This window comes from Micromonospora sp. NPDC050397 (assembly GCF_044901685.1).
Taxonomy (GTDB): domain Bacteria; phylum Actinomycetota; class Actinomycetes; order Mycobacteriales; family Micromonosporaceae; genus Micromonospora_G.
In genome coordinates, this window is record NZ_JBJDPS010000011.1 from 189,262 (window position 1) to 210,358 (window position 21,097).

The window sequence follows — 21,097 nt, forward strand, 5'->3', positions numbered from 1 at the left end:
GGGGTGGTCGGGGGCAGGGCGGGTGGGGCGGGCGGGGCCTTTTAGGGGATCGGATCGTGTACGGTCACCAGTTTTGTGCCGTCCGGGAAGGTCGCCTCGACCCGCACCTCGGGCAGCATCTCCGGCACGCCGTCGAGTACGTCCTCGCGGCCGAGCACCCGCCGGCCGGCGTCCATCAGGTCCGCGACGCTACGGCCGTCACGCGCGCCCTCCAGCAGGAACGACGTGATCACCGCCGTCGCCTCCGGGTGGTTCAGCCGCAATCCGCGCTCACGGCGACGCCACGCGACCTCGGCGGCGACGTGGATCAGCAACCGGTCCTGCTCGTGCCGGCTGAGGAACAAAATCAGTACCTCCGGTATGGCCAGGTCGCACCCGGCGGCTTCGTCAATGTACGCAGCGTGGCCGCGTACCGGGGAAGGAGACACGGGGATGGGGCGGCACTCGATTGTGGAGCGAAGGCGGCCCACGGTCGGGAACCGGCGAGGGGCGGTGGCCCGGACGGTTGGCGTGATCGTACTGGTACCGAACGCATCGGTGCTGCCCGTCCGTGGTGAGCCGAGGGCGGGAGCGACCTCCGCGCCCGCTCCCGCGTGGGGCCGTCGAGGCCGCCGCCACCCACACCGGCGCGGCCCCGCCCGGTACGGCGACCGCTGACACGATCGGGCCCGGTGCGGAGGCTCGTCGCCTCCACACCGGGCCCTGGTGCCCCCGGAGCGGGTGACTATCTCGCGGCGCAGGTCGGGGTCATGCCCCCGCCGTTACCGGTTCCCTGGAAACCGAACTCCGTCGACTGGCCTGCGGCGAGGGAGCCGTTGTAGGCGACGTTGGTGAACTGGACCGCGCCGGAGTTGCCACTACGGTTGCTGTTCCAGGCGTTGGTGATGCTGGCGCCCGAGGGCAGGGTCATCGAGACCGTCCAGCCGCTGATCGGCGAGGACCCGGCGGTCACCCGTACCGTGGCGACAAAACCACCCGTCCACTGGTTGATCGAGACCGTCACCGAGCAGCCGCCACCGACCGGTGGAGTGGTGGGCGGCCGAGTGGTCGGGGGAGTGGTGGTCGGCGGGGTCGTGGGCGTGGTGGTCGGTGGCGTGGTGGGCGGGGTGGTCGGGGTGCCCGGACCGTCGGAGAGGGTCGGCGTCTGCCAGTCCCGCCAGTCGGCCAGGTTGCCGGCCGCCCGGCTGGAGATCCTGATCGAGCCGGCGGCGTTACCCGTACCCAGCAGGAACTTCTGGATGTTCTGCTGGAGCGGCGTACGCCATTCGGAGCGGTTGGCGCAGTGGGTGCCGTCCTGGACGTCCGACCAGTACGTGATGTTCGCCCCCACCCCGAGCGCCTTGTAGACCTCGGCGCCGCCGAGTGCCGCCACGCTCGCCGACCGTGGCCCGAGGTTGGCGATGTGCGGGTTGTCCATGATGAACAGTCCGCGCGGCGCGACCATGGCCACCATCTGGTGTGTGTCCACCGGCAGCGTGTTCGGGCTGCTGGTGAAGGAGCCGAACGCGTCGCCCAACCACGGCTGCTCACCGTACGCGCTGCTCAGCGACTGGGCGCCCTCCCCGGGAATGCCACGGAAGATCGGTACCCCGGCACTGCCCGACTCGATCGGCATGGTCAGCGCGATGCGCTGGTCGAACGCGCCGACCACGAAGGCGCCCTTGCCGAACCGCGAGCATCCGGTGACACCGGTGGCGTCCGGCCGGAGGATGTTGCCCCCCGACTGCTCGATCACGTCGATGATCCGGCTGACCCCCCAGGACCAGGCCATCAGCAGTCCGGTGCTGCTCGACGAGCCGTAGATGCTGTAGAACGCGCCCTGCTTGTTGTTGCGCGGCGTGCCCTCGCGGCCCACCGAGTACGGGTCGTAGTTGATGGTGGCGGCACCGGCGGCCCGGATGGCGGCCGTGTCCGCGCCGAACCCACCGAGCACCACGACGGCGGGGAAGGGTCCGGTGCCGCTCGGCAGTTGCACGCTCGCCGAGAAACTGGAGCTCCTGCCGTTGTGGCTCACGTTCACGGTGATATTGCTGTTCGAGACCGTACCGGTGACACTGGTCGGCTTGGCCGGCTTGTCGCCGTAGACGTACCGTTCCGCCAGCTCCCTGGTCTCGGCCCGGCGGCACCGCCAGTCGGCCTTGGTGGTGATGCGCGTGCCGTCGAGCTTCCGGAAGGGGTCGGGAAGCCGGGAGTTGGAGGTCAACGACCCGGGCAGCGACACCGGGCAGTCCGCGCCCTCGTCCTCCACGGGCGAGACGGCGAGCAGTCTGTCGGCGGCCTCGGCGGTGGTGGTGCTCGCGACGACCGTCACCATTCCGGCGACCGCGAGCGCCGCTACCGCCAGCACGACGACCGTCGAGCGGATTCTAGAGCGGCCCGAGCTGATGATCACTGGGGCTCTCCTTCCGAGTACAGGGGATGGAAGCGACGAAAGCGATCGATGATCACGAATGTCGAGTTCCCCAAGTGTCGATCGGGATATCGGAAGGTGTCAATACTGTTTCGGAAAGTTCCGGTACTTCGCGTCGCTTGTTACGGGACGACGGTGACGCCGGAGTACCTGATCACGGCAAACTGGTCGATATCCCGGAGTGCTGTCGGGACGGCTCCGGCGGCTCGGCCGAGGTCGAAGCTCGGCACTAGATCCCGGAAACTTTCCGGCAGCGATGGCGCGAAGATGGGGCGTGACCTGTCGGCCGACGGTTACCGTCTGGCCTACGGGCGACCGCTACCTATCGTTGCGATGGCGCCGTGTCGGCAGGGCAGTCTGGGTAGTCGGGCGCGTTGGTGAACAGTGCCCAGAACGGTGCCTCGAACACGGTCCAGAACGAGTCCCCCTCAAGTTCGCAGATGCTCCTGCTTCGCAGGCTCGACTGCTCCAGGCGAGCGATCTGCCGGGGATCCTCGTACAGCAGCTCTCTTCGACAGGTTCCTCGGCTGGAGCCGTCGTTCCAACCCTGGCCCTGGTCTGCCGTTCTGATGACTCGGCAGGCTTGAACTATTCGGGCTTCATGCTTTTTGGCGGCCGTCGCCTTGCCCGGCATGGTCAACCGGGGCGAACGAGCTGAGGCGTCACACAGTTGATGGACGCGTACATCAAAGAACGTGTGACTACATGAAATTCCATGTACGAAATCAACGCATCACACAAACCATCCCGCTGCCCGAACGATCAAGGGGCGACACGCAACTGGCGCTCGCCGGCTTCGACGGGAAAGGGGAGGATGTTCTGCCGGGGCGGGAGCGGGCAGATGAAGGCGTCGGAGAAGGCGCACGGGGGCAGTTCGACCCGGTTGAAGTCCAGCGTCACCGGGCCGGGACCGGTCGGCAGCGGGACGAAGAGGAAGCGCGAGGCGGCGTACGACTGCTTGCCGCTGGTCGCGTCGCGGAAGGTGAGGTGCGCTTCGCCCACGTGGCCGGTGTCCAGCCCGACCATCTCCACCTCGTGCCCGTCGACCGCGAACGAGAACGTGCCGATGACCTGGTAGTCGACCTCGCGCCCCGAGTTGGTGTGCACGATGTGCTCGGTGGTGTCCACCTTCGCCGGCCGGAAGTCGGCGGTCACCACCCAGGCCGGGTCGGGGGCGAACGCGTCGATGCCGTCGAAGCTCCGCACCGCCTCCGAGTGCGGGTCGTAGGTGCGTACGGCGGTGTCGTCGCCCCGGCGGATGATGACCAGCGCCACCTCACCGACGGCGAGCCACTGCCCGTCCCGGATGACCGCCTCGGTGACCGGCTCGCCGTCGACGGTCAACCCCTCGGCGTCGCTGACCCGGACCACACCGTTTTCCACGCTCCAGCGTCCCGGCACGTCCTCGACGACGGTGCCGTCGGAGATCCAGTGGGTGCCGGTCAGGGTCAGGTCACCGCCGGGGGAGGAGACCGTGATCTGTCGCTGGTTGTGCCAGCGCCGCCACTCGTCGGCGAAGTTGTCGCTGCTCAGGGTGGCCTCGGCGGTCATGCGGTCTCCTCGGTTCGGATCGTCGGAAGTGCCGCCGCGTCCCCGAGGGGGACAGCCAGGTCGGCGGGTAGTCGCGGGATCGCGGCCAGCAGCGCGCGGGTGTAGTCCTGCGTCGGGCGCTCCAGCACGGTGGCGGTCGGACCGGACTCGACCACCCGGCCGTGCCGCATCACCGTCACCCGTTGGCAGAGCTGGCTGACGATGGCCAGGTCGTGCGAGACCAGCACCAGGGTCAGGCCGAGGGTGTCGACCAGCCCGCGCAGCAGGTCGAGGATCTGGAGACGTACGGAGACGTCGAGCGCGCTGACCGGTTCGTCGGCGAGCAGCAGTCTCGGCGACGGGGCGAGTGCGCGGGCGATGGCGATCCGCTGCCGCTGCCCGCCGGAGAACTCGTGCGGGTAGCGCCGCCCGTCGTCCGGGCTCAGCCCGACCGAGGTGAGCACCTCGGCGACCCGGTCGGCCCGGTCCGCCCGACCGTTGCCGATCTTCAGCGAGCGCAGCGGTTCGGCGACGATCGAGGCGACCGTCATCCGGGGGTTCAGCGACGAGCGCGGGTCCTGGAAGACCACCTGCACCTGGCGCCGGAAGTCGTGCCGGGGCACCCGCGCCAACGGCTGGCCGCCGAAGGAGACCGTGCCCGAACTCGGCCGGTCGACCCCGAGCAGGAGCCGGAGCAGGGTGCTCTTGCCCGCCCCGGATTCACCGACGATGCCGAGGCTGACGCCACTGTCGACGGTGACGTCCACCCGGTCGAGCGCCGGCCGGGGCCGCCCCGGGTACTGCCGGGTCAACCCGGTGCCGGCGAGCAGTTGCGCGCTCATTCGCGGACCGTCCCGTCGGTCGACACCAACGAACCGGTGGTCAGGCGGGTCACCTGGGCCGCGCTCGACACCAACTGCCGGGCGTACGCCGACCGGGGGCGACGCAGCACGTCATGGGTCGCGCCGGACTCCTCCACCCGGCCGTCGCGCATCACGATCAGGCGTTGCGCCAACCGGGCCACCACCGGCAGGTCGTGGCTGATGAACAACAGGGCCACCGAGGTCTCCTCGATCAGTTCGTCGAGCAGGTCGAGGATCTGCGCCTGCACGGTCACGTCCAGCGCGGTGGTCGGCTCGTCGGCGATCAGCACCCTCGGCCGGCAGGCCAGTGCCATCGCCAGCGCGACCCGTTGCCGCTGGCCGCCGGAGATCTGGTGCGGCAGGGCCCGGACCAGGCGTTCCGGGTCGGGCAGCCCGACCCGTCCCACCCACTCGACCGCCCGCGCCTGCGCGTCGGAGCGGTTGAGCCCCTGGTGCAGCCGGAGCGGGCCGGCGACCTGGCGGCCGACCGGCATCAGCGGGTCGAGTGCGGTCAGCGGTTCCTGGAAGACCAGGCTGACGGTGTTTCCGCGTACCCGTCGCCAGTCGCGGTCCGGTGCGCCGACCAGGTCCCGGCCGTCGACGGTGATCCGCCCGCTCACCCGCATGCCCTCGGGCAGCAGGCCGAGCAGGGCGAGCGCGGTGAGCGACTTGCCCGAGCCGGACTCGCCGATCAGACCGACCCGGTCCCGGGCGGTGAGGTCGAGGTTCATGTCCCGGACCAGCGGACGGTCGTCGAGGGTGACGCTGAGCCCTTCGGCGGTGAGGATCGCGCTCATCGGGCCACCGCCCGCCGTGCCCGCCGCAGTTGCGGGTCGAGGGTTTCGCGCAGGCCGTCGCCGAGCAGGTTGACGCCGATCACCGCGACCGCGACCGCGAAACCGGGCAGCAGTACGTTCCACGGCGCGACGCTCACCGTCGGCTGGGCCTCCTGGAGCATCCGACCCCAGGACGGGGCTGGTGGCGGCGTGCCGAGACCGAGGTACGACAGCGACGCCTCGGCGATCACCGCGATCCCGAACGCGAGCGTGGCCTGGACCAGCAGGGTGTGCCAGATGTTCGGCAGCACGTGCCGGAACAGGATCATGATCGGGCCGGTGCCGGAGGTCCGGGCCGCCAGCACGTAGTCCTGGGTGAAGATCCGGCTGGCCGAGATCCGGGTCAGCCGGGCCACCTCGGCGCTCACCCCGACCCCGATCGCGACGATCGCCACCAGGGTCGACGCGCCGTAGACGGTGACCAGCAGCATGGCGAGGAGCAGGGTCGGGAAGGCGATCAGGATGTCGACCACGCCGATCACCGCGTCGTCGGCGATCCGCCCGGCCGAGGCGGCGAGCAGGCCGAGCGGCAGGCCGAGCGCGAACGCCACCGCGACCGATGCGGTGCCGACCCAGACGGCGGTCCGCGCCCCGAGCATGAGCTGGGTGAACTGGTCCCGGCCGAGCCGGTCGGTGCCGGCCCAGTGCTCCGCCGACGGGCCGGCGAGCCGGCCGCCGGGGGTGGCCTGGTCCAGCGCGTACGGTGTCCAGACCAGGCTGACCAGGGCGAGCGCCAGGATCAGGCCGAGCAGGACGGCCCCGGCGACCAACGACGGCGACCAGCCCCGGCGCGCGCGACGACCGGCCGCGACCGGGGCTTCCGGCGTCGCGGTGGTGGGTTCCAGCAACGGTACGGTCACGCCTGCCCTCGCAGTCGGGGGTCGATGAGCCGCTGGACCAGGTCCACGGCGAGTCCGAGCAGCAACACGGTCGCGGTCATCAGGAAGACCGTGCCCTGCACCACCGGCAGGTCCCGGGACTTCACGCTGGCCAGCAGCAGGCTGCCGAGGCCGGGCAGGGCGAAGACGCTCTCGATCACGACGGTGCCGAGCAGCGACCCGGCGAGCAGCACGCCGAGCACGTTCACCACCGGGGCGGCGCCGTTGCGCAGGCCGTGCCGCCACAGCGCCCGGGGCAGGCTGTAGCCGAGCGACCGGGCGTTCCGGATGTACTCCTGGCCGAGCACGTCGAGGGTGGCCGAGCGGACGTACCGGACCAGCAGCGACGCCTGGGCGACGGTCAGCGTGACCACCGGCAGGACCAGCGACCGTACGGCGTCGCCCGGCTCCTGCCAGCCGTCGCGGGGGAAGCCGCCGGGCGGTAGCAGCCGCCACTGGACGGCGACCAGCCAGACCACCACGATGCCGACCCAGAAGATCGGCAGCGCGATGCCGAGCTGGGCCAGGCCGGAGACGGCCAGCCCGGCGGCGTGCCGGCGACGGAGCGCGGCGAAGACCCCGACCGGTACGGCGACCAGGATCGAGGCCACGAACGCGCTCAGGGCCAGCGGCAACGTGACCGGCAACCGGTCGACGATCTGGTCCAGCACCGGCGTACGGGTGAACAGGCTGTCGCCGAGGTGGCCGGTGAGCAGCCCGCCGAACCAGTCGCCGTACTGCTCCAGCAGTGGTCGGTCGGTGCCGAGCTGGCGCCGGATCGCCTCGATCTGCTCCGGTGGCGAGCCGACCGCGAGCAGGGTGACGGCCGGGTCACCGGGGAGGACCCGGAGCAGGAAGAAGACCGCCGAGCCGGCGAGGAAGAGGGAGCCGACCAGCCAGCCGAGCCGACGCAGCAGGTATCGGAACATGCCGGACGGGGAATCAGCGCTGCTTGCTGATCGGGGCGACATAGAAGCTGTCCGTGGTGAGGTTCTTCTGGTAGCCGCTGACCGCGCTGGAGGCGACCTTGATCGCCGGGTCGAGGTAGAGCCAGTCGCTCGCCGCGTCCTCGGAGATCTGTCGGGCGACCTTCTTCAGCAGCTCGGTCTGCTCGGCCGGGGTGGCGGCCGTCTCGGACTGCTTCACCCACTGCTGGACCTGCGGGTTGTCGTACTGCCAGTAGAAGTCCGGGTCGCCGTACCAGACCAGGTCGCGCTGGTTGACGTGGGTCATGATCGTGGCCTGGAAGTTGTGGTTCTTGTAGACCTTGTCGGTCCAGGTGGCGTCGTCGATCGGGTTCAGCGTGATGGTGATGCCGGCCTGGGCGAGCTGGCTCTTCAGCCCCTGCGCCACGATGTTGATCGAGTCCGACGGCACGTAGTCCACGGTGAACGACAGCCCGCCGGCAAGACCGGCCTTGGCCAGCAACCGCTTGGCGCCCTCGACGTCGTGGTCGTCGATGCTGGTCAGGTCCTCGTACCAGGGGTCGGTCGGCGGCACCATCGAGCCCAGGATCTGGCCGCGCTCGGCCCAGACGGCGTTGAGCAGCGCCTTGCGGTCGGTCGCCTGCCGGATCGCCCTGCGTACGTCCACGTTGTCGAACGGGGCGACGGAGTCGTTGAAGTTGAACAGTTCCTTGGTGGTCGAGGTGCCCTCGACGACGGTGAACTCGGGCCGGTTCTCGAACTGGGCGAGCACGTCCGGGGAGGTCACCTGGGTCACCAGGTCGAGCTGGCCGGCGAGCAGGGCGTTGTTCTCGGCGGTGGTGTCCTTGAAGAAGCGGTAGACCACCTCCTTGTTCTTCGGCGCCGTGCCCCAGTATCTGTCGTTGCGGACCAGGTTGATCGAGTCGCCCTGCTTCCAGGTCCCCACCGTGTACGGGCCGGTCCCGACCACGGTCGTCTCCGGGTTGCCGGCGCCGGGCTTGGTCACCGCCGCCCCGGTGGCGGTCAGGTAGAACAGGAACGACTGTGACCGCTGGCTGAGTTCGATCTTCACCGTGCCGTCGTCCGGTGCCTCGATCGTCTTCATCACCGAGAGGTCCTTCTTGCGGGCGCTGGTCGACTCGTCCGAGGTGACCCGCTTGAGCGTGGTCACCACGTCGGCGGCCTTGAGCGGCGTGCCGTCGGAGAAGGTCACGCCGGGCTGGAGGTGGAACGTGTAGGTGGTGCCCTCCGGCGAGATGTCCCACGACTTCGCCAGCAGCGGTTCGACCTTGCCGTCGTCGGTCAGCACGGTCAGCCCCTCGACCACGTTGCGCAGCAGCACCTGGGCGTGGCCGGTGTTGCCGCCCTTGACGGTGTTGAGCGTGGTCGGCTCGTTCAGCGAGCCGATCGTGACGGTCGCGTCCGGGTCGGCGCCACCGGCGTCGCCGGACGGGCCGTCACCCCCGCCGGAGCAGGCACTCAACAGCAGGGCGCCGACCGCGGCGCCCGCGGTGAGCAGGCCGAGCCGGCGGCGGAGGTGACGGGCGGTTGGCGTACGGCCCGGGGATGGGTCGGACATCTGCTGGCTCCAGGTATGGGTGGACCGCGATGGCGAAGATCAACATCGGGTGGGATGGGTGACCGGGGGTGAAGCGGACTGCGAAGGGGGAAGTCGTGCGCGCCGTTCGGGGGATGGGCCGGGTGGTGCCGGCGCTATCGCCGCGAATGCGGCGGGCGGGACCGTGGTGTCGGCGACGGGACGGTCAGCGACAACAACAACAGCCGCGTACCGGCGCGACGCCGGCCATCGGCCCAGCACACTGGGACGGATACGCGACGCTCATGCCAGGGACCCTACTCCGGTTCGCAAATTCCCTACCAACCCGATCGGAGTAATCTTGGCCACGTTGCGCCGAGGCCGTCTCCCGTGGTCGGGACGGGGTGGGTGGGGCGTCCGGGGGAGGGCACCTGGGACGCCGAGCCGCCCTGACAGAATGCAGGAGCCACATCCTGGACCCATGAGGAGAGCCCTGTCGTGATCCGTACCCATGACGCCGGAAGCCTGCGCGCGACGCACGCCGGCAGCACGGTGAAGCTCGCCGGCTGGGTGGCCCGCCGGCGTGACCACGGCGGCGTGATCTTCGTCGACCTGCGGGACGCCTCCGGCGTGGTGCAGGTCGTGTTCCGCGAGGGGATGGACTCGGCCCACGCGCTGCGCAACGAGTTCTGCGTGCTGGTCACCGGCGAGGTGACCCGCCGCCCGGAGGGCAACGACAACACCGAGCTGCCGACCGGCGAGATCGAGGTCACCGCCACCGAGCTGGTGGTGCTCTCCGAGGCCGCGCCGCTGCCGCTGCCGGTCGACGACCAGGTCGTCGCCGGTGACGACGTCCGGCTGCGCTACCGCTACCTGGACCTGCGTCGCAGCGGCCCGGCGAACGCGCTGCGGCTGCGCTCGAAGGCCAGCCAACTCGCCCGGGGCGTGCTGCACGACCGTGACTTCCTGGAGATCGAGACGCCGACCCTGACCCGGTCGACGCCCGAGGGCGCCCGCGACTTCCTGGTGCCGGTCCGGCTCCAGCCCGGCTCGTGGTACGCGCTGCCGCAGTCCCCGCAGCTCTTCAAGCAGTTGCTGATGGTCGGCGGGATGGAGCGCTACTACCAGATCGCCCGCTGCTACCGGGACGAGGACTTCCGCGCCGACCGGCAGCCGGAGTTCACCCAGCTCGACATCGAGATGTCCTTCGTCACCGAGGACGACGTGATCGACCTCGGCGAGGCGATCGTCGGCACCCTCTGGCGCGAGCTGGCCGGACACGAGATCAGCTCGCCGATCCCCCGGATCACCTGGCACGAGGCGATGTCCCGGTACGGCTCCGACAAGCCCGACCTGCGTTACGGGGTCGAGCTGACCGAGCTGACCGACTACCTGCGCGGCACCGAGTTCCGGGTCTTCGCCGGGGCGATCGACGCGGGCGGCTACGTCGGCGCGGTGGTGATGCCCGGTGGCGCCGGCCAGACCCGCAAGGAGCTCGACGGCTGGCAGGACTGGGCCAAGTCGCGCGGCGCGCGCGGGCTGGCGTACGTGGTGCTCGACGCGGAAACCGGCGAGGCCCGGGGACCGGTGGCGAAGAACCTCTCCGAGGCGCACCTCGGCGGGCTCGCCGACGCGGTCGGCGCCAAGCCCGGCGACGCGGTCTTCTTCGCCGCCTCCGCCAACCAGCGTGAGGCACAGGAGCTGCTCGGCGCGGCCCGGGTCGAGATCGCCAAGCGGTCGAACCTGGTCGACGAGTCCGCCTGGGCGTTCTGCTGGGTGGTGGACGCACCGATGTTCGAGCGTACGGACGAGGGTGGCTGGACGGCCGTGCACCACCCGTTCACCTCGCCGAACGCGGACTGGGAGGCGCGCTTCGAGGAGGCGCCGGACCGGGCCCTGGCGTACGCGTACGACATCGTCTGCAACGGCAACGAGATCGGTGGCGGCTCGATCCGTATCCACCGGGGCGACGTGCAGAGCCGGGTCTTCGACCTGCTCGGCATCTCGCCCGACGAGGCCAACGACAAGTTCGGCTTCCTGCTCGAAGCCTTCAAGTTCGGCCCGCCGCCGCACGGCGGCATCGCCTTCGGCTGGGACCGGGTCTGCATGCTGCTCGCCGGTGCGGAGTCGATCCGCGAGGTGATCGCGTTCCCGAAGACCCGGGGCGGGTTCGACCCGCTGACCGGGGCGCCGACCCCGATCACCGGCCAGCAGCGGACCGAGGCGGGCATCGACGCCAAGCCGAAGCCGCCGACCCCGGTCCAGGCCGGCACCGCCGGGGTGGCCGCACCGGTCGAGCCGGTCTGACCCGTTGACCCTGCTGATCGTCGGGGCCAGCGGTTACCTCGGCGGCGAACTCTGCCGTCGGGCGGTAGCCGCTGGCCTTCCGGTTGTCGGCACCTACCACCGGGCGCCGGGCACGCCCGACGGCGTCGACTGGCAGCCGTTGGACGTACGCGACCGGGCGGCGGTGCGGGCGCTGGTCGGGCGGGTGCGACCGGCCGCCGTGGTGAACAGCGCCTCGGTGTACGGCGACTGGGCGGTCTGCGCCGACGGGGCCGGCAACGTCGCGCTGGCATCGGCCGAAGCCGGAGCCCGGCTGGTGCACATCTCCACCGACGCGGTGCACGGTGGGCGGGCGGAGCCGTACCGCGACGACGAGGTGCCGACCCCGATCATGGCGTACGGGGCGGCGAAGGCGGCGGCCGAGACGGCGGTACGCCTGGTCGCCCCGGCGGCGGCGCTGGTGCGTACCTCGCTGATCGTCGGCGACGAGCGGAGCCGGCAGATCCGGCGCTGCCTCGACGCCCTCTCCCCGGGCTCCGGGATGCGGATGTTCAGCGACGAGATCCGCTGCCCGGTGGACGTGTCGGACCTGGCGTCGGCGGTGCTGGAGCTGGTCGACTCGGACCACGCCGGGCTGCTCAACGTCGCCGGCCCGGATTCGGTCAGCCGGGTCGAGCTGGCGCTGCTGGTGGCCGGGCGGTACGGCCTGGACCCGGCCCGGTTGACGGTCGGCACCATCGCCGACGCCGGGGTGCCCCGTCCGGCCGTGATCCGGCTGGACAGCTCGCACGCCGCCGACCTGCTGAAAACCCGGCTGCGCGGCGTACGCGAACTGCTCGCCGGCTAGATCCCCGCACGCACACCCGGGCTAGATCCCCGCACGCACACCCGCCAAGCCTGATGCGGAAGTTTTCTGCACAGTACTTGTGCAAAGGAATTCTGCACAGTTATTCTGCGATGCATGCCCCCACCCGACGACTCCACCCCGCCCCGGCCGGACCCACCCCGGTCCAACGTCCGGCTCGACGGTCGGCAGATCCGGGCCCTGGCCCACCCGGTGCGTGCCCGGCTGCTCGCCGCGCTGCGTACGGACGGCCCGGCCACCGCGACCGGGCTGGCCGACCTGCTCGGCACCAACAGCGGCAACACCAGCTACCACCTGCGCCAGCTCGCCGAGGTCGGGCTGGTGGCCGAGGAGGCGACCCGGGGCCGGGGGCGGGAGCGCTGGTGGCGGTCGGTGCACCGGAGCAGCAGTTGGCGCAGCACCGACTTCGACGACGATCCCGACGCGCGGGCGGCCTCGGAGTGGTTCGACGACTTCATCGTGCGCGGCTACGCCGAAGAGGCCACCAACTGGAACGCGGCCAAGCGCGACTGGTCCGACGCCTGGCGGGACGCTGCGGCGTACCACGACTGCCTGCTCACCATCACCCCGGACCGGCTCAGGCAGCTCAACCAGGAGCTGACCACGGTGATCAAGCGTTACCTGGCCGACCCGGCGCCGGCCGGGGAGCAGACCGAGAAGGTCCTGCTCATCCTGCACGCCTTCCCCCGGGTCGCCGGTCCGCCCGCGCCGATGTCACCGGAGGAGACCGGGTGGCCGGAGGAGACCGGGCGACCGGAGACCGGCACACGCGACGAGGAGCGGGCATGAGCGCGCTGACCCTGCGGCAGGCCCGCGGCCGCTACCTGGTCCTGTCCGGACTGCGTTGGCTGCCGATCGGCCTGCTGATCCCGGTCACCACCCTGCTCCTGCTGGAGCGCGGCCTCACCCTGCCGCAGGTCGGCCTGGTGGCGGCGGCCCAGGGGCTGGTCGTCCTGGTGCTGGAGCTACCGACCGGCGGGCTCGCCGACGCGATCGGCCGCAAACCCGTCCTGATCCTGGCCGGTCTGCTCTGTCTCGGGTCGCTGGTCCTGCTCACCTTCGCCGCCTCGGTCGGCCTGCTGCTGCTCGTCTTCCTCCTCCAGGGCGTCTTCCGGGCCCTGGACAGCGGCCCGCTCGACTCCTGGTACGTCGACGCCATGCTCGCCGCCGACCCGGACGCCGACCTGGAACGGGGACTCGGCGGCGGGGGCACCGTGGTCGGGGTGGCGATCGGTGCCGGCGCGCTGCTCAGCGGCGGTCTGGTCGCGCTCGGCCCGCTCGGCGGGGTCAGCGCGCTGACCGTACCGGTGCTGGTCGCGCTCGGGTTGCAGGTCGTCGCCCTGGTCGCGGTGATCACTTTGCTGCCGGAGGTGCGACCGGTCCGGGGCACCGCCGCGCTGCGGGACTCGCTGCGCGGGGTGCCGGTCGCGATCGGCGGCGCGTTCGGCCTGCTGCGCCGCTCCCGGGTCCTGCTCGCCCTGGTCGCGGTCGAACTCTTCTGGGGGTTCGGGATGATCACCTTCGAGACGCTGCTCCCGGTCCGGCTCGCCGAGGTGATCGGCGACCCGGACCACGCGGCGGCGCTGCTCGGCCCCGCCGGCTCGGTCGCCTGGCTGGCCTCGGCCGGTGGCGCGGCACTCGCCCCGGTGGTCGCCCGGCGGATCGGGGTGGCACCGACGGCGGCCCTGCTCCGGATCGTGCAGGGCGGCACCGTGGTCGGGATGGGGCTGCTCGCCGGCCCGGTCGGCGTGATCGCCGCCTACCTCGCCTGCTACCTGGTGCACGGCGCGTCGAACCCGCTGCACATGGGCCTGCTGCACCGGCAGGTCGACGGCCCGTACCGGACCAGCGTCATCTCGCTGAACTCGATGGTCGCCCAGCCGGCCGGGGCGCTCGGCGGGGTGGTGCTGACCGGCATCGCCGGCGCCACCTCGGTCAGTACGGCGATGCTGGTCGGCGCGGTCGTGCTGGCCGTGGCGGCACCGCTCTACCTGCCCGCGTGGCGGGTCGCCCGCCGATCCGCCGAGCCGGTGCCGGCAACGGAGGCCACGGCGGCGGCGGTGGTGCCGGCGGCGGAGGCCACGGCGTCGGCGGCGGAGGCCGGCGCGGTCCAGCCGGTCGTACCCGCACCCAGGAGCCCGGTCGACACCACCTCCACCGAGGTACGCGGCGTGGAGCCGGCGAACCCGAGCCGTTCGTAGAGCCGGGCCGCGCCGAGGTTGTCGGTCATCACGCCCAGGGTCACCTCCTCCACCCGGTCGAACAGGGTGCGGGTCATCGCGGCCGTGAGCGCGGCACCCAACCCCTGCCCCCGGGCGTCCACCGCGACGGTGATCCCGGCCAGGAAACCGGTGCCGCCCCGGCTGCGGTCCGCGCCGACCGCGACCAGGCGGCGGCCGGCGCGGATGCCGTACCAGTGGCGCACCCGGGGGTCGCCGGGGCGGGTGGTGCTGGTCGGGAAGGACGACTCGACCAGGTCGCCGATCGCGTCGTGGTCGGCGGCGGTGAGGCGTACCACCCGGTCCTCGCCGGGCTGGAACGGTGGCGGGGTCACCGTCCAGCGAAAGTCCCAGTCGTCGCGATGGGTGACCGCCAGGTACGTCGCCAGCGTGTCGGCGGCCACCCGGGGCAGGTGCAGCCGGCGCAGGTCGCCGAGCGCCCCGGCGTGGAACAGCTCGCCGGCCAACCGGGCGGTCGGTTCGGGGTCACCGGCCGCGTACCCGGCGGGTCCGTGCGGCCCCGGTACGGTCCAGACCGTCGCGCCGTCGACCGCGTAGCCGGTCAGCTCGTCGTCGCGTCCCGCGTAGAGCCGCACGTACGGGTGGTCACCGGCCGCGGCCAGGATGGCCGACCGCCCGCCGACCAGGGTCGCTCTGGTGATCATGGGGGCAACTGTAACGCTGCGGCCTCGGGTTCCACGGTGGAGATTGACCGGTACGACGGCGGGGTACTGCCAGGTCGTCCCACCCCCACCCCCTCGGAGGACCGAGATGCTCGCCTACATCGCCGCCGGCGTTTTCGGCTTCGCGCTCCTGCTCGACCTGTTCGATTCCGATCTTGGCGCGCCGGACCTGTTCAACTGGAACACCCTGTTGCTGATCGGCCTGCTCTGCCTGGCGCTCTACCTGGCCGGTGTCGGCCGCGCCCCGGGCGGTGGCGGCGGGCGCTGGCGGGGTCGTCGTCCCGGTCGGGGCTGACCGTCGGCCGACGCGAACCGGCCCGGGATCGGCGCGTTTCGAGCGTTCGGGACCGGGCCGGTAATGTCTTCGTGATGGAGCCCGACGGTCTGTTCTCCCTCACCGGTGGCGGTGGGGCGCGCCCCGCGCCCACGGGATCGGGCACCGCCGATGGCTTCGGCGCCCCCGGCGCGGACGCCCCGCTGCCGGTCCGGATGCGGCCCGCGAGCCTGGACGAGCTGATCGGTCAGGACCACCTGCTGGCACCGGGTGCCCCGCTGCGCCAACTGGTGACCGGGAGCACGCCGATGTCGGTCATTCTCTGGGGTCCGCCCGGCAGTGGCAAGACCACCATCGCCCACCTGGTTGCCGGGGCCACCGAGCGACGGTTCGTGGCGATGTCGGCGCTTTCCGCCGGGGTCAAGGACGTCCGCGCGGTGATCGAGACCGCCCGGCGGGACCGACGCGTCGGCGGGCGCCCGACCGTGCTCTTCATCGACGAGGTGCACCGGTTCAGCAAGACCCAGCAGGACTCGCTGCTCGCCGCCGTCGAGGACCGGACGGTCACCCTGCTCGCGGCGACCACCGAGAACCCGTACTTCTCGGTCATCTCGCCGCTGCTGTCGCGCTGCGTACTGCTCACCCTGCAACCGCTGGACGAGCAGGCGGTCCGCAAGCTGCTGCGCCGCGCGATGACCGACGAGCGTGGGCTGGGCGGCACGCTCACCCTGGCGCCGGAGGCCGAGGACCATCTCGTACGTCTTGCCGGCGGTGACGTACGCAAGGCCCTGACCGCGCTGGAGGCGGCGGCCGGGTCGGCGGCGGCACTGGGCGGCACCGAGATCGATCTTGCCACCGCCGAGCAGGCGGTCGACGTGGCGGCGGTCCGCTACGACCGGGACGGCGACGCCCACTACGACGTGACCAGCGCCTTCATCAAGAGCATGCGCGGCTCGGACGTGGACGCCGCGCTGCACTGGCTGGCCCGGATGCTGGTGGCCGGCGAGGACGCCCGGTTCATCGCCCGCCGGATCGTGATCTTCGCGAGCGAGGACATCGGCATGGCCGACCCGACCGCGTTGAGCGTCGCCACCGCCGCCGCCCAGGCCGTCGAGTACGTCGGCCTGCCCGAGGTCCAGCTCAACCTGGCCCAAGCGGTGATCCACATGGCCACCGCACCGAAGTCCAACGCGGTCACCACGGCAATCGGCGCGGCCAGCGGGGACGTCCGGGCCGGTAGGGGCGGGGCGGTACCGCGCTCGCTGCGCGACGCCCACTACCCGGGCTCGCGCGGCCTCGGCCACGGCACCGGCTACCGCTACCCGCACGACGACCAGCGGGGCGTCGTCACCCAGCAGTACGCCCCGGACGACCTGGTCGGGGTCGACTACTACCGGCCGACCGGACACGGCGCGGAACGAGCGGTGGCCACCCGGTTGCCGCTGCTGCGCGGAATCGTCCGGGGCACGCCCGTTCCGGCTTCGGCGAGGACCGGCGCGGCCACCGGCAACAGCGCCAGCACGGCCACCGGCACCGTCGCGGACCGGGCGGCGCAAGACGACGGCAGCACGCCTGCCGGGGAGGATCACCAGTGAAATCGCGCGGTTCCGACCTGCCCGAGGACGGCACTGAGGAGCAACGGGAACCTCGATCCACGCGGCGACGCTGGGGCCGGGGCAAGTCCGAGAGCGTGGCCGAGGAGCCGGAGGTCAGCGGCGAGGAACTCGGCTGGATCGCCGACCTGCGTACGGCCAAGCAGCAGCAGACCGACCTGGGGCCGGGCGGCGTGGCGGCCGGGGGCGGACCCGCCGCGCCCGGACCGCGTGACGCGGCTCCCGGACCGCGTGACGCGGCTCCCGGACCGCGTGACGCGGCTCCCGGACGTGCGGCTCCCGGACCCCGCGAGCCGGGGCCGGGCGAACCACCGGGTGGCCGGGGTGTCGGACCGGCCGGCGGCGCCGACTTCGGTGCCGCCGACAACCCACCGCCGGTACGCCGTGCCGCCGTGGTGCCCCCGGTCGGGCACCCGCTGACCGGACCCGACCCGGCTCGTGCCGAACGTGCCTCGGCGGCGGTTCCGCCCGCGCCGCCCGCTGACCCGAACACGAGCGGGGGCTGGACCCCGCCGCCACTCGACCGGCGACCGATGGACCCACCGCCGTCGGCACCGGCCGGACGGCACGGAGAGAACCGGCCGGCGGAGCCGGACGCCTTCCGCCGCCCGGAGCCGCCGGTCGGCGATCCGCCGTCGGGACGGCACGGCACCCCGACGCCGCCGCAGGGACGTGAGCCGCAACCTCGGCACGGAGCACCGGCCGAGATGCCCCGGAGGCTCCCCACCGAGCAGCCGCCGACCGGACGGCGCAGCGCCGTTGCCACCCCGCCGGTGCCCGGAGGCCCCGCCACCGGGCGCCCCGAGCAGCCCGGCCCACCCCGGGACGCCACGGATCCGCGCGGTCGGGCGATCGCCGACCCGGACGAGCCGCGTGGTCGTCGTAGTGCCGAGCCCACGGATGCGGTCGAGCCGCGTGGTCGTCGTAGTGCCGAGCCCACGGAGCCGCCTCGCGGGCGGCGGAGCGCCGAACCGGACGAGCCTCGCGGGCGGCGGAGCGCCGAACCGGAGGAGCCTCGCGGGCGGCGGAGTGCTGACGCCACCGACCCGCGTGGTCGGGGCATGGTCGATCCCACCGACCCGCGCGGTCGGGGCATGGTCGATCCTTCCGACCCGAGAGCATCGAGGGGCGCCGACCAGGGCGTTCCCGGGGTTCCTCGGTCCGGCAACGCCCCACCGTTGCCACCGTCGGCAGCCACCGGCGCGGCGGCGGTCCGTCCGCCGGACGCGTTGGGCGAGGCGACCGGCGGCAACCGTACGGCCCGTCCGGCCGACTGGGTGGGGCGACCCACCCGGGGCGAACGGGCCGTACGTCCTGCCGGCGCCACCGGTGGCAACGCACGGGTCCCGGGCGGTCCGGCGGGCGGCGCCGGTGGCCCGGCCGGCGTCGGCGAGGGCTTCGGTCCGGCCGGGGGACCGGCCCCGACCGCACCGGTTGGCGCTCAGCCGACGCAGGGTACGCGGGGTCGTGGTGAGTGGGCGCCGGGTGAGCGTCCCCCGACCGAGCCAACTCCTCCGGGTCGAGAGGGTCCCCGGCCACCGGTCGGGCCCGAACTCCGTCCCCGCCGCTCCGCCCCGGTCGATGCCCCGCCGACGGTCGGTCGGCCGCCGGTGGATCCGGCTGGCCCCGGTTTCCCGCCGGCCCGACCGGCCGGCCCGCCCGGGGGAGGCCCGGAGCGTGGCCGGGGCGACGTGACCGGCGACCCCCGTGGCGCCGGCCGTGCCGTTGTCCCGGGAGCGCCGGGCGCCGTCCCGCCGCAGCCCGGATCCGCCGGCCCACGTGGTGCCGCCGTGGTGCCGCCGGTCACCGAACCGACGGATCGGCCGGGACGCGCGACCGTCGGCGGCCCTCCGACTTCACCGCAGTTCCCGGCGCAGGCCCCGGGAAGGCCACCCCGTCCGTCCGGACCCGGTCCGGTGCCGCCGGCCGGTGGGATGCCGCCGGCTGGTCCGGTGCCACCGACCGGGGCCATGCCGCCGGCTGGCCCGATGCCGCCGGCCGGTCTAATGCCGCCGGGCGGGCCGATGGGACCCGCCGGTGCGATGCCGCCCGCGCGTGGCGCCGGCCCGGCTCAGGCGGGCCGTGGCGCCGCCTCCGTCCCGGTCGCCGGAGCGGCGTCGGTAACCGCGCCCACGCCGACCGGCGCACCGAACCAGCCGGGAAGCCACCAGCCGGGGCCGCCCGGTGGGCCGAACCCGATGGGCGCGAACCCGATGGGTGGGCCCAGCCAGGGTGGGCCGCGCCCGATGGGCGAGGCGAACCCGGGAACGGTGGCGAAGGCTGCGGTCGTACCGGCCGGCAACGCCCTGGTGCGGTCGGCTGCCGTACCCGGGCGGGTGTCGGCCTCCGGCGGCCCGGCGGGAGACGACGACGGTGCGCTCGACGGACCCGCGACCACGGGCACCGGGGAGATCCGCGAACCCCGGTCCGAGATCCGGCGGCAGATGCGGGAGAAGCGTCGGCTGAAGGTGGCGGCGCTGGTCCTGGCCACCCTGCTGGTGCTGGGGGCGCTGCCGCTCTTCTTCGGCATCCGGGCCGCGACCCGTGACCCGGTCTTCAGCGCGCTCGACGCGCTGAGCGTGCCGCAGTGGGCCGCGACCCAGGTCGAGGACGACGTGTACGGCAGCCGGTGGTGCCTGTACGAGTGCCGGTTCCGGGAGCGGACCGTCGAGTCCGAGCAGGGCGCGGACCAGACCGCGCAGGCGTACCAGCAGGCGCTCACCGATGACGGCTGGAAGACCTGGCAGGTCAAGCCCTGTCCGGAGCAGAAGGTCGAGGGGCACTACACCTGCTGGCGGCGAGACGAGTTGACCCTGGACCTGTGGGTCCGGCCGCCCACCTGCACCACCGATCCGCTCGCCGGGCGCCCGACCGTCGAACCACCGGCCGATGAGGAGGGGGCGCCGGTCTCACCCGGCGCGGAGCCGCCGGCCTGCGACGGCGCGGTGGTGTCGATCAAGGTACGGAACGCGATCGACGACGAACGACTCAAGCCGCAGCCGAGTACGGACCCGTCGCTCACCGGTGAGGATCCCGATCCGATCCTGACCGACGATCCGCTCAGCGGGCTCACCGCCCCACCGTCGTGAGACGGGTCTCGTCACGGACGGTAGGGTCTGCCTGTTGGTACGGAGTGCGCTGTTACGTGCCCGGTGCCGCTTTGCCTACCGCTGGCGTACCGCGCCTAGGTAGCGGCGGCCATGCCCACGACGACGTCCGGTAAGACGGTTCGGTAGAGGAGAACACGGGTGTATTCCCTTGGACAGATCGCCGCGCTCGTTGCCGCGGGGGCGTTCCTGCTGCTGGTGGGCGCGCTGATCGTGCCCATCCTGCGGCTGCGGCACACGGTCGACGCCGCGACCCGGGCGATTAACGACCTGAACGACCGTACGGCGCCGCTGCTGGGCAACGCGAACGCCACGATCGAGAACGTGAACGTCGCTCTCACCCAGGTGCACACCTCGCTGGACGGGGTGAACATCCAGCTCGCCAAGATCGACACGATGACCGGCCACGCGCAGAACGTCACCGCGAACGTCGCCAACCTCGCCACCGTCGTCTCCGCCGCCGCGGCGAACCCGCTGGTCAAGGTCGCCGCCTTCGGCTACGGCGTACGTAAGGCGGCGGCTGCCCGCCGTAACGCGGAGGAGGACCGCGAGGTACGCGCCACGCTCAAGCAGCAGCGCCGGGCGGCCAAGCGCGGCGAGGGCCACTGACCGCGAGCGCCACCGACCTGGTGCCGGCGTCGCCGGACCGGGGAGAGAGGATAGGGCCATGAGGCGTTTGCTCTGGCTGGGCATCGGGCTCGCCGTCGGGGCGCTGGTCGTCCGGAAGGTGACCCAGAAGGCGCAGTCGTACACACCGGGTGGCATCGCCACGTCGCTGTCCGAGTCCGCTGGCGGCGCGGTCGAGTCGTTCCGTAGCTTCATCGACGACGTTCGGGCCGGCATGGCCGAACGTGAGCAGCAGATCCACGAGGCGTTCGCCGAGGGCGTGACGTTCGACGACCAGTTTGCCGACCTGCGCGGGGACCCGCGGATCGGCGATCACGAGATTTTCCCGGAGGATGGCTCCCGATGAAAACGGCGGAGATCAAGCGGCGGTACCTGGCGCATTTCGCGGCGAATGGCCATACCGTGGTGCCGTCCGCTCCGCTGCCCGCCATCAACGATCCGAA

At 72.4% G+C, this 21,097-nt stretch carries 17 protein-coding genes and 1 pseudogene; 9 read left to right on the forward strand and 9 right to left on the reverse strand.

All coding sequences use genetic code 11. The features are described 5' to 3' along the window. Nucleotides 1-41: 41 nt before the first annotated feature. From ACI2K4_RS28130 to ACI2K4_RS28165, 8 genes are all read right to left on the reverse strand, one after another. The gene (locus ACI2K4_RS28130) at nucleotides 42-344 is read right to left on the reverse strand and encodes an urease subunit gamma (RefSeq protein ID WP_404515641.1); all 303 of its coding nucleotides are present in this window, start codon (nucleotides 342-344) and stop codon (nucleotides 42-44) included. A 380-nt stretch (nucleotides 345-724) separates the two neighbouring features. Beyond that, on the reverse strand, nucleotides 725-2,314 hold the full coding sequence (locus tag ACI2K4_RS28135; RefSeq protein WP_404515693.1) for a cellulose binding domain-containing protein: 1,590 nt from the start codon (nucleotides 2,312-2,314) through the stop codon (nucleotides 725-727). Between the two features lie 858 nt (nucleotides 2,315-3,172). Next, a complete protein-coding gene (locus ACI2K4_RS28140) occupies nucleotides 3,173-3,961 on the reverse strand; it encodes a DUF1684 domain-containing protein (protein ID WP_404515643.1) in 789 nt (262 codons plus the stop codon). After that, nucleotides 3,958-4,782 carry an ABC transporter ATP-binding protein gene (locus ACI2K4_RS28145; RefSeq protein ID WP_404515645.1) on the reverse strand — a complete coding sequence of 275 codons (825 nt, stop codon included), beginning with the start codon at nucleotides 4,780-4,782 and terminating at the stop codon, nucleotides 3,958-3,960. Before ACI2K4_RS28145 ends, ACI2K4_RS28140 begins: the two co-directional genes overlap by 4 nt. Beyond that, nucleotides 4,779-5,600, reverse strand: a complete 822-nt coding sequence (locus tag ACI2K4_RS28150; RefSeq protein ID WP_404515647.1) for an ATP-binding cassette domain-containing protein — start codon at nucleotides 5,598-5,600, stop codon at nucleotides 4,779-4,781. The genes ACI2K4_RS28145 and ACI2K4_RS28150 overlap by 4 nt, the downstream gene beginning before the upstream one ends. Continuing rightward, the gene (locus ACI2K4_RS28155; protein ID WP_404515649.1) at nucleotides 5,597-6,499 is read right to left on the reverse strand and encodes an ABC transporter permease; all 903 of its coding nucleotides are present in this window, start codon (nucleotides 6,497-6,499) and stop codon (nucleotides 5,597-5,599) included. The genes ACI2K4_RS28150 and ACI2K4_RS28155 overlap by 4 nt, the downstream gene beginning before the upstream one ends. Continuing rightward, a complete protein-coding gene (locus ACI2K4_RS28160; protein ID WP_404515651.1) occupies nucleotides 6,496-7,446 on the reverse strand; it encodes an ABC transporter permease in 951 nt (316 codons plus the stop codon). Before ACI2K4_RS28160 ends, ACI2K4_RS28155 begins: the two co-directional genes overlap by 4 nt. 13 nt (nucleotides 7,447-7,459) lie before the next feature. Beyond that, on the reverse strand, nucleotides 7,460-9,022 hold the full coding sequence (locus ACI2K4_RS28165; protein WP_404515653.1) for an ABC transporter substrate-binding protein: 1,563 nt from the start codon (nucleotides 9,020-9,022) through the stop codon (nucleotides 7,460-7,462). Nucleotides 9,023-9,478: 456 nt separating this feature from the next. Here ACI2K4_RS28165 and aspS point away from each other — a divergent pair, with 456 nt between their 5' ends. The 4 genes from aspS (at nucleotide 9,479) to ACI2K4_RS28185 (ending at nucleotide 14,332) form a co-directional block, all read left to right on the forward strand. Next, nucleotides 9,479-11,287: an aspartate--tRNA ligase gene (gene aspS / locus ACI2K4_RS28170; RefSeq protein WP_404515655.1), complete on the forward strand. Its 1,809-nt coding sequence runs from the start codon at nucleotides 9,479-9,481 to the stop codon at nucleotides 11,285-11,287. 4 nt (nucleotides 11,288-11,291) lie between these two features. Beyond that, nucleotides 11,292-12,113 carry an SDR family oxidoreductase gene (locus ACI2K4_RS28175; protein WP_404515657.1) on the forward strand — a complete coding sequence of 274 codons (822 nt, stop codon included), beginning with the start codon at nucleotides 11,292-11,294 and terminating at the stop codon, nucleotides 12,111-12,113. A gap of 114 nt (nucleotides 12,114-12,227) precedes the next feature. After that, nucleotides 12,228-12,920, forward strand: a complete 693-nt coding sequence (locus tag ACI2K4_RS28180; RefSeq protein WP_404515659.1) for a winged helix-turn-helix domain-containing protein — start codon at nucleotides 12,228-12,230, stop codon at nucleotides 12,918-12,920. Continuing rightward, a complete protein-coding gene (locus ACI2K4_RS28185) occupies nucleotides 12,917-14,332 on the forward strand; it encodes an MFS transporter (protein WP_404515661.1) in 1,416 nt (471 codons plus the stop codon). Before ACI2K4_RS28180 ends, ACI2K4_RS28185 begins: the two co-directional genes overlap by 4 nt. A 17-nt stretch (nucleotides 14,333-14,349) precedes the next feature. Here ACI2K4_RS28185 and ACI2K4_RS28190 read toward each other — a convergent pair. Beyond that, nucleotides 14,350-15,015, reverse strand: a pseudogene (locus ACI2K4_RS28190) (GNAT family N-acetyltransferase); the annotation flags it as partial. Between the two features lie 106 nt (nucleotides 15,016-15,121). Here ACI2K4_RS28190 and ACI2K4_RS28195 point away from each other — a divergent pair. The 5 genes from ACI2K4_RS28195 (at nucleotide 15,122) to ACI2K4_RS28215 (ending at nucleotide 21,000) form a co-directional block, all read left to right on the forward strand. Next, the gene (locus tag ACI2K4_RS28195) at nucleotides 15,122-15,328 is read left to right on the forward strand and encodes a hypothetical protein (protein ID WP_404515663.1); all 207 of its coding nucleotides are present in this window, start codon (nucleotides 15,122-15,124) and stop codon (nucleotides 15,326-15,328) included. Between the two features lie 74 nt (nucleotides 15,329-15,402). Beyond that, nucleotides 15,403-16,902, forward strand: coding sequence for a replication-associated recombination protein A (locus ACI2K4_RS28200; protein WP_404515665.1), 1,500 nt, complete (start codon nucleotides 15,403-15,405; stop codon nucleotides 16,900-16,902). Between the two features lie 2,462 nt (nucleotides 16,903-19,364). After that, nucleotides 19,365-20,009 (forward strand): hypothetical protein, encoded by a 645-nt coding sequence (locus tag ACI2K4_RS28205; protein WP_404515695.1) that lies wholly within the window; start codon nucleotides 19,365-19,367, stop codon nucleotides 20,007-20,009. A gap of 159 nt (nucleotides 20,010-20,168) precedes the next feature. Next, complete coding sequence (locus tag ACI2K4_RS28210) at nucleotides 20,169-20,636, forward strand: DUF948 domain-containing protein (protein ID WP_404515667.1); 468 nt, start codon at nucleotides 20,169-20,171, stop codon at nucleotides 20,634-20,636. A gap of 58 nt (nucleotides 20,637-20,694) precedes the next feature. Beyond that, complete coding sequence (locus ACI2K4_RS28215; RefSeq protein ID WP_404515669.1) at nucleotides 20,695-21,000, forward strand: hypothetical protein; 306 nt, start codon at nucleotides 20,695-20,697, stop codon at nucleotides 20,998-21,000. The last annotated feature ends 97 nt before the right edge of the window (nucleotides 21,001-21,097 follow it).

Bases quoted from the DNA above. Each gene is read 5' to 3' on its own strand.
- ACI2K4_RS28135 (WP_404515693.1), bottom strand. From the start codon at position 2,314: ATGGTGACGGTCGTCGCGAGCACCACCACCGCCGAGGCCGCCGACAGA.
- ACI2K4_RS28140 (WP_404515643.1), bottom strand. From the start codon at position 3,961: ATGACCGCCGAGGCCACCCTGAGCAGCGACAACTTCGCCGACGAGTGG.
- ACI2K4_RS28145 (WP_404515645.1), bottom strand. From the start codon at position 4,782: ATGAGCGCGCAACTGCTCGCCGGCACCGGGTTGACCCGGCAGTACCCG.
- ACI2K4_RS28150 (WP_404515647.1), bottom strand. From the start codon at position 5,600: ATGAGCGCGATCCTCACCGCCGAAGGGCTCAGCGTCACCCTCGACGAC.
- ACI2K4_RS28160 (WP_404515651.1), bottom strand. From the start codon at position 7,446: ATGTTCCGATACCTGCTGCGTCGGCTCGGCTGGCTGGTCGGCTCCCTC.
- ACI2K4_RS28165 (WP_404515653.1), bottom strand. From the start codon at position 9,022: ATGTCCGACCCATCCCCGGGCCGTACGCCAACCGCCCGTCACCTCCGC.
- ACI2K4_RS28180 (WP_404515659.1), top strand. From the start codon at position 12,228: ATGCCCCCACCCGACGACTCCACCCCGCCCCGGCCGGACCCACCCCGG.
- ACI2K4_RS28185 (WP_404515661.1), top strand. From the start codon at position 12,917: ATGAGCGCGCTGACCCTGCGGCAGGCCCGCGGCCGCTACCTGGTCCTG.
- ACI2K4_RS28195 (WP_404515663.1), top strand. From the start codon at position 15,122: ATGCTCGCCTACATCGCCGCCGGCGTTTTCGGCTTCGCGCTCCTGCTC.
- ACI2K4_RS28200 (WP_404515665.1), top strand. From the start codon at position 15,403: ATGGAGCCCGACGGTCTGTTCTCCCTCACCGGTGGCGGTGGGGCGCGC.
- ACI2K4_RS28205 (WP_404515695.1), top strand. From the start codon at position 19,365: ATGCGGGAGAAGCGTCGGCTGAAGGTGGCGGCGCTGGTCCTGGCCACC.
- ACI2K4_RS28215 (WP_404515669.1), top strand. From the start codon at position 20,695: ATGAGGCGTTTGCTCTGGCTGGGCATCGGGCTCGCCGTCGGGGCGCTG.